Source organism: Thalassomonas sp. RHCl1, from assembly GCF_947387555.1.
GTDB lineage: Bacteria > Pseudomonadota > Gammaproteobacteria > Enterobacterales > Alteromonadaceae > Thalassomonas.
In genome coordinates this window covers 836,118-849,775 of sequence record NZ_CANDNZ010000001.1, presented here as the reverse complement: position 1 = coordinate 849,775, position 13,658 = coordinate 836,118, and the positions used below count along the sequence as shown (strand labels likewise).

The 13,658-nt window shown below is 49.7% G+C and carries 13 protein-coding genes; 8 read left to right on the top strand and 5 right to left on the bottom strand.

The window, feature by feature from the left end; all coding sequences use genetic code 11:
- Positions 1-14 precede the first annotated feature (14 nt).
- The 8 genes from QL234_RS03815 (at position 15) to QL234_RS03780 (ending at position 7,487) form a co-directional block, all read left to right on the top strand.
- Entirely contained in the window at positions 15-305 is a 291-nt protein-coding gene (locus QL234_RS03815; protein WP_281556519.1) for a hypothetical protein, read from the top strand.
- A 21-nt stretch (positions 306-326) separates the two neighbouring features.
- The gene (locus tag QL234_RS03810) at positions 327-1,139 is read left to right on the top strand and encodes a MotA/TolQ/ExbB proton channel family protein (protein WP_281556518.1); all 813 of its coding nucleotides are present in this window, start codon (positions 327-329) and stop codon (positions 1,137-1,139) included.
- The gene (locus QL234_RS03805) at positions 1,140-2,480 is read left to right on the top strand and encodes a hypothetical protein (protein ID WP_281556517.1); all 1,341 of its coding nucleotides are present in this window, start codon (positions 1,140-1,142) and stop codon (positions 2,478-2,480) included. It abuts the gene before it with no gap.
- A gap of 2 nt (positions 2,481-2,482) precedes the next feature.
- Complete coding sequence (locus QL234_RS03800; RefSeq protein ID WP_281556516.1) at positions 2,483-3,559, top strand: VWA domain-containing protein; 1,077 nt, start codon at positions 2,483-2,485, stop codon at positions 3,557-3,559.
- 8 nt (positions 3,560-3,567) lie between these two features.
- Positions 3,568-4,569: a vWA domain-containing protein gene (locus QL234_RS03795; RefSeq protein WP_281556515.1), complete on the top strand. Its 1,002-nt coding sequence runs from the start codon at positions 3,568-3,570 to the stop codon at positions 4,567-4,569.
- Between the two features lie 15 nt (positions 4,570-4,584).
- Positions 4,585-5,214 (top strand): hypothetical protein, encoded by a 630-nt coding sequence (locus QL234_RS03790; RefSeq protein WP_281556514.1) that lies wholly within the window; start codon positions 4,585-4,587, stop codon positions 5,212-5,214.
- A 56-nt stretch (positions 5,215-5,270) separates the two neighbouring features.
- A complete protein-coding gene (locus tag QL234_RS03785; protein WP_281556513.1) occupies positions 5,271-5,954 on the top strand; it encodes a hypothetical protein in 684 nt (227 codons plus the stop codon).
- A 78-nt stretch (positions 5,955-6,032) separates the two neighbouring features.
- Positions 6,033-7,487, top strand: a complete 1,455-nt coding sequence (locus tag QL234_RS03780; protein ID WP_281556512.1) for a M48 family metalloprotease — start codon at positions 6,033-6,035, stop codon at positions 7,485-7,487.
- 52 nt (positions 7,488-7,539) lie between these two features.
- On the opposite strand, the gene QL234_RS03775 is transcribed toward QL234_RS03780, so the two are convergent.
- From QL234_RS03775 to QL234_RS03755, 5 genes are read right to left on the bottom strand one after another with little or no spacing between them, the layout of a single operon-like run.
- Positions 7,540-9,003, bottom strand: coding sequence for a HAMP domain-containing sensor histidine kinase (locus QL234_RS03775; protein WP_281556511.1), 1,464 nt, complete (start codon positions 9,001-9,003; stop codon positions 7,540-7,542).
- A 20-nt stretch (positions 9,004-9,023) separates the two neighbouring features.
- Positions 9,024-10,337 (bottom strand): sigma-54 dependent transcriptional regulator, encoded by a 1,314-nt coding sequence (locus QL234_RS03770; RefSeq protein ID WP_281556510.1) that lies wholly within the window; start codon positions 10,335-10,337, stop codon positions 9,024-9,026.
- A 24-nt stretch (positions 10,338-10,361) separates the two neighbouring features.
- Positions 10,362-11,576, bottom strand: coding sequence for an FtsX-like permease family protein (locus QL234_RS03765; protein WP_281556509.1), 1,215 nt, complete (start codon positions 11,574-11,576; stop codon positions 10,362-10,364).
- A 16-nt stretch (positions 11,577-11,592) separates the two neighbouring features.
- Positions 11,593-12,876 (bottom strand): ABC transporter permease, encoded by a 1,284-nt coding sequence (locus QL234_RS03760; protein ID WP_281556508.1) that lies wholly within the window; start codon positions 12,874-12,876, stop codon positions 11,593-11,595.
- Positions 12,869-13,597 carry an ABC transporter ATP-binding protein gene (locus QL234_RS03755; protein WP_281556507.1) on the bottom strand — a complete coding sequence of 243 codons (729 nt, stop codon included), beginning with the start codon at positions 13,595-13,597 and terminating at the stop codon, positions 12,869-12,871. Before QL234_RS03755 ends, QL234_RS03760 begins: the two co-directional genes overlap by 8 nt.
- Between the last annotated feature and the right edge of the window lie 61 nt (positions 13,598-13,658).

Below are 13,658 nucleotides of genomic sequence, written 5' to 3'. Positions count from 1 at the left end.
AAGCGGAGAAAGTTATGGTTAGACATCACTACCAGACAGCGATACTTATCTTGATGGTTTCGGTCCCTGCGCAGGCACTCAATAACCAGCCGGTAATTAACCAGCTCCAGGCAGAGCCGGCACAAGAACAGGTAAAAACTCCCCGGGATAAAGAAGTTACCGGTGATAACACAAATAAAACCGAGAAAAAGGGAGACACTGAAAAACAACAAACGGTGAAAACAGCAGATAAGCAACAGGACACTTTTACCCCGACGGAAGAGATTTCTGAAGACTTAGCCGTCTCTTTCCCGGTAGATATTTAATAACCACCAGGATGAAAGCAGATGAAACGTGATCTAGGCTCAGAATTTATATACCAGCTTTTTGCCTTGCTGCTCTCGGTAATTATTGTACATGCCGTTTATGTAACCCTGGTTCGACCGGAAGCAGAAGCCATCATCAAACAACAAGAAGCGCAGCAACTTGCCGGAGCGAGCGTCACCAACCAGAGATCCTTATATGTCGTTTTAAAAGACTATGAGCAGGAAACCTGTCTGATTTTAATGTTATGGGCCATGATGATCATGGGTTATAAGGCCAGACTGGCCTTGCAGGAAAAACATATGCTGGCTCAGTCGATATTAGACGTGCAGGAAGGGGCAAGTATATTACCCGAAGATGCCCGGGCATTATGCAGGCCGCTGCAGGGATTATCGCCGGAAAAACAAGGCATGCTGGCCCCGCGTACCTTACTGGTTGCCTTAAAACGCTTTTCTGCCACCGCCAATGTCGCCGCCGTCGCCACCGCCATAAAAGATATTTGCGAGGCCGAAGCCGATCGCCTCGACAGCGAGCTGGCCATGGTCCGCTATATTTCCTGGGCAATCCCCTCAATAGGTTTTATCGGTACCGTAAGGGGGATAGGCGAAGCCCTTGGCCAGGCACACCAGGCAGTGGAAGGCAATATTATCGGCGTAACCAACAGTTTGGGGGTCGCCTTTAACTCAACCTTTATCGCTTTGGTGATCAGTATCTTTATTATGTTTTTCACCCACCAGTTACAACTTATGCAGGAGCGTTTGGTACAAAACACCCAGGACTACTGTGACGGTAACCTGCTCAACCACCTGAAAACCGATATCAACAAGGTGGATTAGATGCCTTTAACCCTGATAGAAATTAATGATCACCAGCTGACGCTCCGCCAGGGGGAAAAATCCCTAAGCCAAAGCGGTTATGCCCTGATTGAAAAAGATCAACTGCTCTTCGGCCAGGATGCTTTTACCCGGGGCAAGCTCTCCCCTGCCAACTTTTATTGCCGCTACTGGCAACAGCTGGGTTATGAAGAAATTGCTACCCCAAATGCCCAGGTCAGGCATTTTGCCGACCTCGCCTATTTACAGCTTAAAGCCCTGACAGAGCAATGCAGCAACATCCAGGATACCATCTTGATGGTGCCCGCCAACTACAGTCAGCAGCAACTGTCTTTATTGCTGGGCATTGCTGGCTCATGCCAATTAAAAATTATTGCCGTTATCAATGAAGCCGTTATCAAGCTTGCCCATCACCAGCAGGCAGGCAAGCTGGCGTTGTTAGATCTGGGTTTGCATCACTGCAACCTGAATGAACTATACGCCGATCAACACCTCTCCCTGGTGAATACGCATGTGATCCCCCACAAGGGACTTCACGACCTTTATAAACACCTGGCTGCCTGGCTCAATAAAAAATTTATCATCGAATGCCGCTACGACATCTTTGCCACCGCCAGGGCCGAGCAAACCGTTTATAACTATTTTAACGACATCATCCCCTGCGAGCAGGCCAGCTACCAGCTAAATATCAGCGATAAAACCCTTAAAGTTTCTGCCCGGGAAATCCGGGAACAAATAAACCATTTTTTTGCCCCGGTTCTGGCTTCCGCCAGTGAGTATCCCACTGTCTATATTACCCCAAGGTTAAAGGCAGTATTGACAACCGAGACAGCCCTTGAAGCCATGTTATTGCTTGATGAAAGCAAGCTGGAAACAAATATCGAATGCCACCTCAATAACCTGACGAAAAATAAACAAATAGCCCTGATCACACGCTTGCCGGTTAATCTTAACGTAAACAAAGCAGATACTGACGGCTTACACAGTAAAAGCCGGCCTTCTGATTTAGCCCCGGACGCTAACCGCTCTCACCTGGCGTGCTCTCACCTGGCATATAAGGGGCACGCCTATCCGTTAACGGATAAACCACTTTACCTGAGCACTGCCGATAGCAATGCCCTCTCGCTTAATCCCGGGAAGGGTGATGCAGCAAAATTAATTCGAACAGGCAAAGGCTGGCAACTGAGCCTCATAAGCCGGTCAGGCGGAGAAAACTCACCTCAGGTCCGGATTAATGGCAAACCCGCCCGGGACAACCAGCTGCTTTACAGGGGAGACACTATCAGTGTCGGCCGGGAGCAAGCGATGTTTTTATTGCTTAAAGTCGAAGAGGCGTTGCATTAGCTATGGCCGGCAAAAGAAAATTTTCCACCTTCAGCCTGTCTTTTCTCGACATTATGTCTTGCGGCTTCGGCGCGGTGGTGCTGGTGTTTTTAATTATCAAACACGATGTCAATACCCAGGTGGAAGAGCAAAACCTTGAGTTGCAGGCCGAAGTTAACCTGTTGGATGAAGAAGTCACCGAAGGACAAGCCCAGTTGGTGAAAATTAAAAATACCCTTTCCCTGCTGGACCAGGAGCTGGTGGAAGCCAGCGGCCTTGCCCGGCGCATCAATGATGAAATCGATGCCATCGCCAATAAAATTGCCGTACTGGATCAGGAAAGCGACGACCAGCAGATCATCAAGATGAAAGAACAGCTAAGAACCCTGATGCTGGAGAAGAAAAAACTCGAAGACGAGCAGGCCCAGGGCAATGATGCCAGGCGCTTTATCGGCCAGGGAGAGCGGCAATACCTTACCGGCTTAAAGCTCGGCGGTGCCAGAACCTTAATCCTGCTCGATGTCTCCGCCAGCATGCTTGACAACCATATCGTCAATATCATACGGCGCAAAAACATGTCCGATGAAAGTAAAAAACAATCAAAAAAATGGCAAAGGGCAATACGGGCGGTGGAATGGCTGGTGGCAAAATTTCCCCTGAGCAGCCAGTACCAACTTTATGTCTTTAATACCCAAACCCGGGCCTTATTGGCTGACACCACACATCAATGGCTTGCTATCGCCGACGAAGAAAAATTAAATACCGGGATTACCGCCCTGCATGAGCTGGTGCCGGGTGGCGGCACCAGCCTTGAAAACGCCTTTCGGGCCGTCAGCTTTCTCGACCCCCTGCCCGACAATATCGTCTTGCTCACCGACGGCTTGCCCACCCAGGGACTCAAGGCACCTAAGGGACATACCGTCTCCGGCCAGGAAAGAGAAGAGCTGTTTAACCTGGCGGTCGAAACCTTACCCGAGGGCATCCCGGTCAATATCTTATTATGGCCGATGGAAGGCGATCCCATGGCGGCATCGGCTTTCTGGAAGCTGGCCCAGCATTCACTCGGCTCGTTTATGAGTCCGTCCAAAGACTGGCCCTAGGAGGTGATATGAGCAGAAAACGTCGCGGCTCCGAAGAGTTCTCCATCGCCTTCCTGGACGTAATTTGCTGCGGTTTCGGTGCCATCATTTTACTCTTGATGATCACCAAAACCATGGCACCGATTGTCTTGGAAGAATCGAGTATCAACCTCGACGCCCAACTAAAAGAACTGCAGGAGACCCTGTTTACCATACGCGGGGAAACCACCATTTATAACCGGGACCTGACGGCAAAACACGAGCAAATCGACAGCGAAAAAAAACGCCTGGCGATATTGCGCACCCGCTTGGCCACCATAGAAGCCCAACATGCCCAGGTGTCACGTGCCGCCTCCTTCAGCAGTCAGGAAAAAGGCAAATTGGCACTGGCGCTGCAAAGCCTCTCCGAAGAAATGGAGCGCTTACTCGGCCAGGACTATAAAAGTAAAAACGATTTAATTGGCGGGATCCCGGTCGATAGCGAATACTTAATCTTTATCATAGATACCTCCGGCAGCATGTATAACTACGCCTGGGAAAGAATGCAGGAAGAGATCATTGCCACCTTGAATATTTATCCAGAAGTCAAAGGCATACAGATCATGAACGATATGGGCAACTATATGTTTAACAATTATCGCCGCAAATGGATCCCGGATACCAAAGCCAGGCGCAGGGCGATTATCAAACGGCTAAGAAGCTGGAACCCCTTTAGCAACTCCAGCCCGGTCGAAGGCATACAAAAAGCTATCCGCACCTTTTTTGCCCAGGACAAAAAAATCAGCCTTTATGTCATGGGAGACGAGTTTTCGGGACGCTCGATAGAAAATGTCCTGTCAACCATAGAGCGCATCAACAAAGTCAGCGCCAATAACGAACGCCTGGTGCGTATCCATGCCGTTGGCTTTCCGGTGCAGTTTATGCGCCCAAAATACCTGCAAAAAACCGGCATACGCTTCGCTACCTTGATGAGAGAGCTCAGCTACAGAAACGGCGGCACTTTTGTTGGCCTCAATGACTTCAGGCCTTAATGGACGGATAAACTTATGGCAACGATTAAACAGCACATCAAGCAATTATTGAAACTGGCCTCAACGCTTTTATTACTCGGCTGTCTCAGTTGTACCAGCACCTTGCAGGTAGAAGGAGACTTTCCCCGTCCGGTGATCCACCAACTGCCCCTGCAAGTTGCCGTCCACTACCAGGATGATTTTCGCCGCTACCGCTATGTGGAAAAAAGTGAAAAACGCAGTAAATGGGAAATTAACATCGGCAATGCCCAGGTGGCTTTATTCGATACCGTGCTGCCGGCCATGTTTGAAAATGTGGTGCAGGTATCAAACATCGGCCCGCAGGAAAATGCCGATATAGACTTGTTCTTTGAACCCTATGTTGAAGAGTTTCAATACAATATGCCCAGGGAAACCAAGGTCAATATGTTCGAAGTGTGGATCAAATACAATATGAAAGTCTATGACGGCCAGGGGCTGCTTATCGCCGACTGGATATTGACCGCCTACGGCAAAACCCCCACCGCTTTTATGAAATCAGAAGAAAATGCCTTAAATGAGGCGATGATCATTGCCCTTCGGGATGTCGGTGCCGGTTTATCGCTAAAGTTCAGCCATATCCCGGAAATCAACAGCTGGCTCAATAAACACGGCCAGCTGCAATAATAATAAGTAATTTTATTCATCTAGGGGTCTAACTTAGGTAACAAAGGTGAAGTGAAATGAAAAACCTGTTTAAACAAACAAGTACTTTATATCTGTTGTTAACCCTGGCACTCAGTGCCTGTACTTCGGTCACCATAGACCAGGTAAAACACGTGCCGAGCGAACTGAAAGACGGTGAGTCCATCGTGGTTATCGGCAGGCGCAGCGGTAATGATTATGAAACCGAACCGGAACTGATTTCCTGCATCGGCAAGACCCTGCTCAAGGGTAATAACCCCATGAATGTCATTCCGGAGCAGGAGTTTGTCGACCGCCTTTATCCCTGGTTTGAAGCCCGCACCGCCCCGGTTCATGTCTGGGATTTACAAAGGCTGCTGTCCTTTGATGATATCGCACAAATCATCGATGAATATAATGTTCACTACATTGTCTGGATCGACGGCGTCACCGAAAAAACCCGGGGCGGCGGCAGCATCAGCTGCGGCCTTTCACCCGCCGGGGTCAGCTGTTTCGGTTTTGGCACCTGGGATGAAAAAGCCGAATATGAAGCCTCCGTCTGGGATTACCGCACCAAAAAACTGGTGGGCAAAGTCAGCAGTGTTGCCGACGGCACCTCTTATATGCCGGCCATCGTGATTCCCATCCCCTTGCTGGCACAAGTGCAAAGTCAGGCCTGCAGCGCCATGGCCAACCAGTTGCAAAGTTTTTTCAGCAGTTCGCAAAACCAGGCAAATGAGTGATAAAAAAATAGTAAAGACATTACTGAGATTAATATCTAAGTAGCGATAAAAACCCGTTAATATGAACAGGAGTTTACAATGAACTACCGACTTTTATCCATTCCCCTGCTGCTACTGGCCTTAGCCTCCTGTTCGATCAACCCGGCTACAGGTACCCCGGATCTGGTGCTGATGTCTGAAGAGGCAGAAATCGCCATGGGCAAGGAAATGCATGAAAAACTGCTCAAGTCCGTCCCTGTCTATCACGATGATGCCCTGGCCGCCTATATCGACCGGATCGGCCAGAAAGTGGCGAAAAACAGCCACAGGCCGGATATCAAATATCATTTCACCGTCATCGATGCCCCGGATATCAATGCCTTTGCCCTGCCCGGCGGTTATATCTATATCAACCGCGGCCTGCTTGCCTACCTTGACTCAGAAGCCCAGCTGGCGGCGGTATTGGCCCATGAGGTCGGCCATGTCACCGCCAGGCATGTCGTGCGCCAGGATACCGCCCGCAAAGGCGCCGGCATCTTATCTATCTTCTCGGTCTTTACCACCGGCAGCACAGTTATAGGCGATGTCACTAACCTCTGGAGTACCGCCGCCGTCCAGGGTTATGGCCGGGAAATGGAGCTCGAAGCAGACGGTTTTGGCGCCGAATACTTGTTTAACAGCGGATATGATCCCCTGGCCATGGTAGAAACCATAGGGGTATTGAAAGACCAGGAAAAATTCTCCCGCTACCGGGCAAAAGAAGAAGGCAAAAAAGCCAGAAGCTATCACGGCGTTTTCGCCAGCCACCCGCGTAATGACATCCGCCTTAAAGAGGTGATCGCCAAAGCCGGAGAGTTTCCCGAAAACCAGGACAGTACCCACAATAAAAGCGAATACCGCAAACATACCGAAGGCCTGGTTTACGGCGTCAACTATGATGCCAAACTCAAAGCACAGCCGAAAATTCCCGGTCTGTACACCCATGATAAATTAGGGTTTTCACTACAGTTTCCGGAGAAATGGCAAGTTGAAAATACCCGTCAGGCCATTGTCGGCCAGCCGGAAGATAAATCAGCGGAATTAAAACTAACGGTTGCCCTGAACAAAAAAGGCATTTCTCCCGGGGATTACCTGCGCGGCATGATGAAAACCCAAATGCTGCAGCGCTCGGAAGATTTTGCCCAAAACGGCCTGATCGGCCATACCGGCATTATTGTTAACGAAAAGGGTGATTATCAGCAAAGGGTCGCCGTACTCTACCAGGGTCGCCGCGCCTATATGCTCACCGGCTCTGTGCTCGCAGCCAAAGCCGATGTCAATTATGACGAGCTGTTTTTAAAAAGCATCCACAGTTTCAAACCGCAAAAAAGCAGTGCCCGCAAGCAGAAGTCGAAAACACTGCATTATGTCAAAGCCAATGAAAATACCAACATAGAGCAACTCGCCAAGCAATTGAAAATCGGCGCCTATGCTCCGCAACAGCTGAGGCTGATCAATGGCCTTTATCCCAGGGGAGAGCCGGAGCCAGGGGACTGGATCAAAATCATTCAGTGATGCTGTTCGTTTAATTTGTCCCGGGGGTAAACTGACATAAACAATGGCCGGCTTATACTCCCCGGGGCAAAGAGATCAAAACGGCTAATCCGCCTCCCGAAGGGTTACTTAAACTGATTTGTCCCTGGTGAGCATCGATGATCTCCCGGCAAATACTCAAACCTATGCCGCTGCCATCAGCCTTGGTTGAATAATAAGGTAGAAAAGCCTGCTGCATCACTTCTGGCTTCATCCCGGGGCCGAAATCCCGGATCACCAGGGTTATCCCTTGCATCCCGGAGGTTAAAGTCACCTGACTCGGAATCTCTCCTGCGGCCTCCCGGGCATTCTTCAATAAATTGATCACCAGCTGCTCCAGCTGGCTGATATCCCCCTTGATAAAAAGCTCCTTATCCCGGCAATTGACGGTAAAAGGATACAGGGATTGCAGCTGCCCCAGCATAGCCAGGAGATCAAATGACTGCTTTTTCGGAGAAGATAACCGCGCCAACTGGCTGTAATTCTGGATAAATTCCGACAACTTGTTTATCCGCCCGGAGATAGTGCTAAAAACCTGGTTTAACCTGGGTTCATTGATTCTCTGCGCCAACACTTTGCCGCTATGGCACATAGAGCTGATAGGGGCAATGGAATTGTTGAGTTCATGGTTGATCACCCGGATCACTTTTTTCCAGGTCTGCAATTCCTGGCGGTTTAACTCCCGGGTCATAGGCTTAAGTAACATCAGCTGATGCCGGCTGCCGTGAAGTTTTAACTGATGGCGGGAGAAATGCCAGCTTTGCTCCATCCCTGTACTTTCATCTTCTTTTAACTGGACAATGGCGCTGCTCTGCCCCGCCTGTGCTTGATAAGGCGATTCTTGAGAGCCCATGTCTTGAGACCCCATACTTTGAGAATGAAAGTCTTGCCTTTCAGGGTTATCGGCAAGATGATCTGCCGTTAAGCTTTCTTCGCGCGAACTTTCCCTACCAGTACTTACCCCGGCAGCATTTTCTCCGATATAAGCCAGTAACCCGGGTTTGTGCTGTTTAATTAACGCCGTCCATTCCTGCCCCAATAAAGAGGCGCGGTTAACACCTGAATTTTCCAGAAAAAGCCGGGCCGCCTGATTGGCAAAAATGATCTTGTCCCTGTGGTTTACCAAGACAGTAACAACATCGGAGGCATTGACGACTTTATCCAGCAGCAACTCCCGCTGGTACAAGGCTTGTTTTTCCGCGCGCAATTTATCCGCAACCTGATTAAAAAGCCGGATCACTGCCAGATGCCGTTGTTCTTTTTCAAAAGGTTTGTCCGCCAAGCTGATGGCAAAATCCCCGTCCTGGAGATTGCGCAAACCATCTTCCAGGGTCTGCAGCACCAGCGCTTGCCTCTGGTGGCCTCGGCGCAATAATATCAAAGCCAGGAAGAGCAGCAACAAACTGCTCAGGGCAAACAAAGCGGGAGCGCCGGGAAGAACAAGAATAAAAGACAATATAAACAGCAGGTTAAGAAGAGCAAGCTTAAAAGTTAACATAAAATTCCCAGACTTGTGCGTTAACCCAGCGCACCGGGATCTATCCGGTACTTCTCTAAACGCCGATACAAGGCCTGTCGGCTCAGGCCTAATTCAGTTGCCGCATGTTTAATAATACCGCCATGTTTGACCAGCACCTGCTCAATCTGCTGCTTTTCATTGCCGGCGCTATTTCCCGTAGAAACACCTTTAAAATCCCCCGCCTTGATACAGGCATCCTGCGCAAAGACCTGGGCCCGTTTACAGGCATTTTCCAGTTCACGGACGTTGCCGGGCCAGGGGCAGGATAGCAGATATTGTTTGGCATCATCACTGAGCTGATAGTCACTGCCGATAAAGTACTGCGCCAGCGGCAGAATATCGGCTTTACGTGCTTTTAACTCGGGCAGGTGCAGTTCAATGACATTCAGGCGGTAATAGAGATCTTCCCTGAATTCCCCCTGCTTTATCGCCTGCGGCAAATCGCTGTTGGTGGCACTTAACACCCGCACATCCACCTTAAGGGTGTCATTGGAGCCAAGGCGTTCAAATTCACCGGTTTGCAGTACCCGCAGCAGTTTCATTTGTCCGCTTAACGACAGGTTTCCTATTTCATCCAAAAATAAGGTGCCGCCGTCGGCGGCTTCAAAACGCCCCTTTCTTGCCTGGTTGGCGCCGGTGTAGGCACCTTTTTCGGCGCCGAATAACTCAGCTTCCATCAACTCCTGGGGGATAGCGCCCATATTCACCTTGATCAGCGGCGCACTTTTACGGGGCGAATGTTGGTGCAGATGATCCGCCAGCTTTTCCTTACCCGAACCGTTGGCACCGGTGATCAGCACATTCACCTGAGACGAAGCCACTTTTTCAGCATCCGCCATTAACGCCAGCATGACCGGGCTTTGATAGATAAACTGCGGCTGTGCCCTGGCATTTCCGCCCGGACTTGTTTCATACTCCCTGGCATTGAGCTTATCCCGTCCTTCACTTGAGTAACGCTCAACCAGCTCCAGTAACTTGGTATCATTCCAGGGCTTTTGCAGATAATCCGCCGCCCCCGCCTTAACCAGTTCAATGGCGGTTTCAAGCTGGGTCCAGGCGGTGATCAGGATAACGGGAAGCTCCGGTTTCATTGCCCTGAGCTCATGAAACAGACACTGGCCTTCACTGCCTGAGGTCAGCCCCTGCTCAAAGTTCATATCCTGGATCACCAAATCAATGACCTGGTGGCAAGCTATCATTAACGCCTGTTTTTTAGTGGCAGCGGTCAACACCTGATAGCCATGCAAACCCAGCAATAAGTCAAGCGCCGCAATAATATCCGGGTTGTCATCAACCACTAAAACCTTAATCATCTGTATCCTTTATCTTGTTTGGCATCACACCGTTCTGGTAGCAATAACCGGAGGAATATTACTGGTACTGACCGCGGGTAACCAGGTCGCCACAAGACCGGCAACAAAGATAATGCCACTGGCCAGCAAGAACAGCAAAGGCTCTGGTTTACTCAAATCGATATACTGACTGAGCAAGATATTAAAACCAATCACCGTCACTATACCCAGTAAACAGCCCAAACCACAGATCAGGGCGTTTTCCGTTAGCACATAGCGCAAGATATCTCTTTTACGCGCCCCCAGCGCCCGGCGAATACCAATATATTTCTTTTGTCGTGAAATATGAAATTGCGCATAAGCATAACTGCTAATCGCCGTCACCAACAGCATTAAGCCGCATAATAATAAAAATAAATCCGCCAGTCCCTGGTCATCCCGGTAGAAGCGTTTTAAATGCTCCGCCATGGTAAAAACCCTGAAAATATCCCGCTCCGGCTGTACCGCCAGGATAGTATCGCTGACCTGATTACGCACGCTGGACATTTGTCCCGGTTCAACCGATAAAACGTAGTAGCGGGCAACATAAACATACTCCATCAGGGTGCTATCAAATACCGCATACTGTTTATCCTCGGGCAGGGTAGGATTGAAAGTAATATCCCTTATTACCCCGACAATACGTCCCCGGTTAGTTTCCTGCCCTATTGCCGAGTTATCCCCGTAAAGACTTTGCTTGAGAGACTGGCTGATCACAATATTGGGCCTTTCATCGCTGCCAAAGTCCCGCTGATCACTCTGGTTCAGGTAACGCCCTTCAAGCAAAGACAAGCCCAGGGCGTCCGCCAGGTTTTCATTGCCAAAAAACACCTTCACGTCCTGCAAGTAGGTATCGGTTCTTTCCTGCTCAGGGTTGTCCAGATCATGGACATTTCTCTGGGCCCCCCTGGGCCTGATCGGCAGCTGATTCATCGCCGAAACAGACTTGACCCCGGGCAAACGGGCAAGCTGGCTGAGATCCTCGGCAACCACGGAGCGGTAATAGTCAAAATCCCGGTAATTGCCGGAGGTCGGATGCAGGGAAACGAGCAAAATATTCTCGTTATCCATGCCGGTATCCCGGGATAAATTTTCCCGGGTATCCAGCGCCAGTATCACGCTGTTGACCACTAAGGCCAGGGTAATGGCCAGCTGCAATATCAAGAGTCCTGTAGTGAATTTTCGCAGCAATAAGGATTTAACTAAGGCTTTTAAATTCATGGGATTTCCTTATTTATTATTTAAGTTCGGCACTGATGGTATAGCGGCTTGCCCGGTATAAGGGATACAAGGCACTGGCTATTGCCGTTACTAAAGCCAGCAACACACCGGACAGCAGAATTTTTGGCTCCAGTACGGCAATATTCGACAAATCGGGTAAAAACTTGGCGGAGAATTTTAAAAACAGCCAACTTAAGGCCAGGGCAAGCACACCGGCAATCAAGCCCACCAGGACACTTTCCATCAATCCCTGCATCAGCATATGCCTGTTGCTGGCACCGACAGCCCGGCGCAGCCCCACTTCAAATTTGCCCGCATGAAAACGGGATAACAGCAAACTACTGGCGTTGAAGACACAAACACATAAAAACAAGACTGACGCTAAGGTAAAGGCCAACACTTTCTGATCGACCACCTTTAGCTTTAACAGCCAGCTATTAACATCATCTATTTCATTACGAATAGCTAAAGGGTGTTCACCGGCGTCTTTGAGGGTCTGACTGTAATGATCCAGATAATCCTGAAACGCCTGCAGGTTATTCTTTACCGGCAACTCTACCCAGGCTTGCAGATAATAAACATTTTTATCCCGGCTGTTGCCGACACTGCCATTCTCCTCTGTGGTTGAACTACGGGCATGGATCGGCCACCCCAGATCTATCGAGGTTTCCAGGGGTACATAAATATCATCGGTAGCGTTAAAAGCCCGTCCTTCGGTGGCATGATAAAACAGCGGCCTTAATAACCAGGGTTTTAATACCCCGACAATGGTCAATAACTCGCCATTAAGCTCTAAGGTTTTACCGACACTGTTGGCTCCGGCAAATATTTTCTGGTTTAAGTCATCGCCAATCACCACCTCCATACCCGAGCTGCGCTTAAAGGCACTGCCGTAAGCAAATGGCGCCTGAGTCAGCGGGAAAAATCCCGGGGTCGTTGCCCTGACCGCTGAATCATAACGGGTTAAACTTTTTGACTCGGCGTCTCTGGCATAGACGCCGGAAGCATAAAAAACCGCACTATGCTCGGGTATGCCGGACTCGGTGATTTTCCTGGCATCGCGATAACGTAATATATGCATGGGCTCAGCACCGGGTTGATCATCGGGCCAGGTATTCATGCTGACATGAAAGACACGGTCGCTCTTATCCGGAATGGGATCACTGCCCATGGAATTAACCAGGGCCAGGTTGGCAGATAACAGGCCGACCCCGATGGATAAGGTCAGGATCACCAAAAAATATAAAGACGGCGCCCGCTTAAAGCTGATCAGGGCTAATTTCAGGTAATAACTAAGCATGGCTCAACTCCTGCTTTTCACCGGCAGAGCTTTGGGGTTGCAGCGGCGCATAGATACTGAAATCGGAGATCTGGCCGTCAATCACCTGGACATTACGTTTTACTTCCCGTGCCTGATCCGGGTCATGGGTGACCATGATAATGGTGGTACCTTCCTCATTGAGTTTATGCAACAACTCCATTACCTGGCGCGCCATTAAAGAGTCCAGGTTACCTGTCGGTTCATCCGCCAGTAATATTTTCGGCTCCCCCGCCAGCGCCCGGGCAATGGCCACCCGCTGCTGCTGGCCGCCGGATAGCTGGCTGGGTAAATAATTCAGCCGTGAGGCCAGGCCGACCTTTTCCAGCGCCTGCTCAACCCGGCGTTTGCGCTCGGCGCCGTTAAACCCCCTGTAGCGCAAGGGCATATCGACATTGTCAAAAATACTGTAGTCGGGGATCAGGTTATAATTTTGAAAAATAAAACCGATTTTTTCATTTCTTAACCGGGACAGCTCATCATCCTTTAGCCCCTTGACACTGACACCGTCGAGTTGGTACTCCCCCTGATCAAAGTTATCCAGCAAACCGGCCACATTTAGAAAAGTCGACTTACCAGAGCCGGAAGGGCCAGTAACCGCGACAAACTCCCCCGGTGCGACCGCCAGGGAAAAATCCCGCAAGGCATGGGTCTGAATAGTATCGGTGCGGTAAATACGTGAAATATTGTTCATGTTAAGCATCACTGTGCCCTCTTATAAATTAATTTTTTTCTCTGCTTTATTTTTCTATGGCAATAGCCCG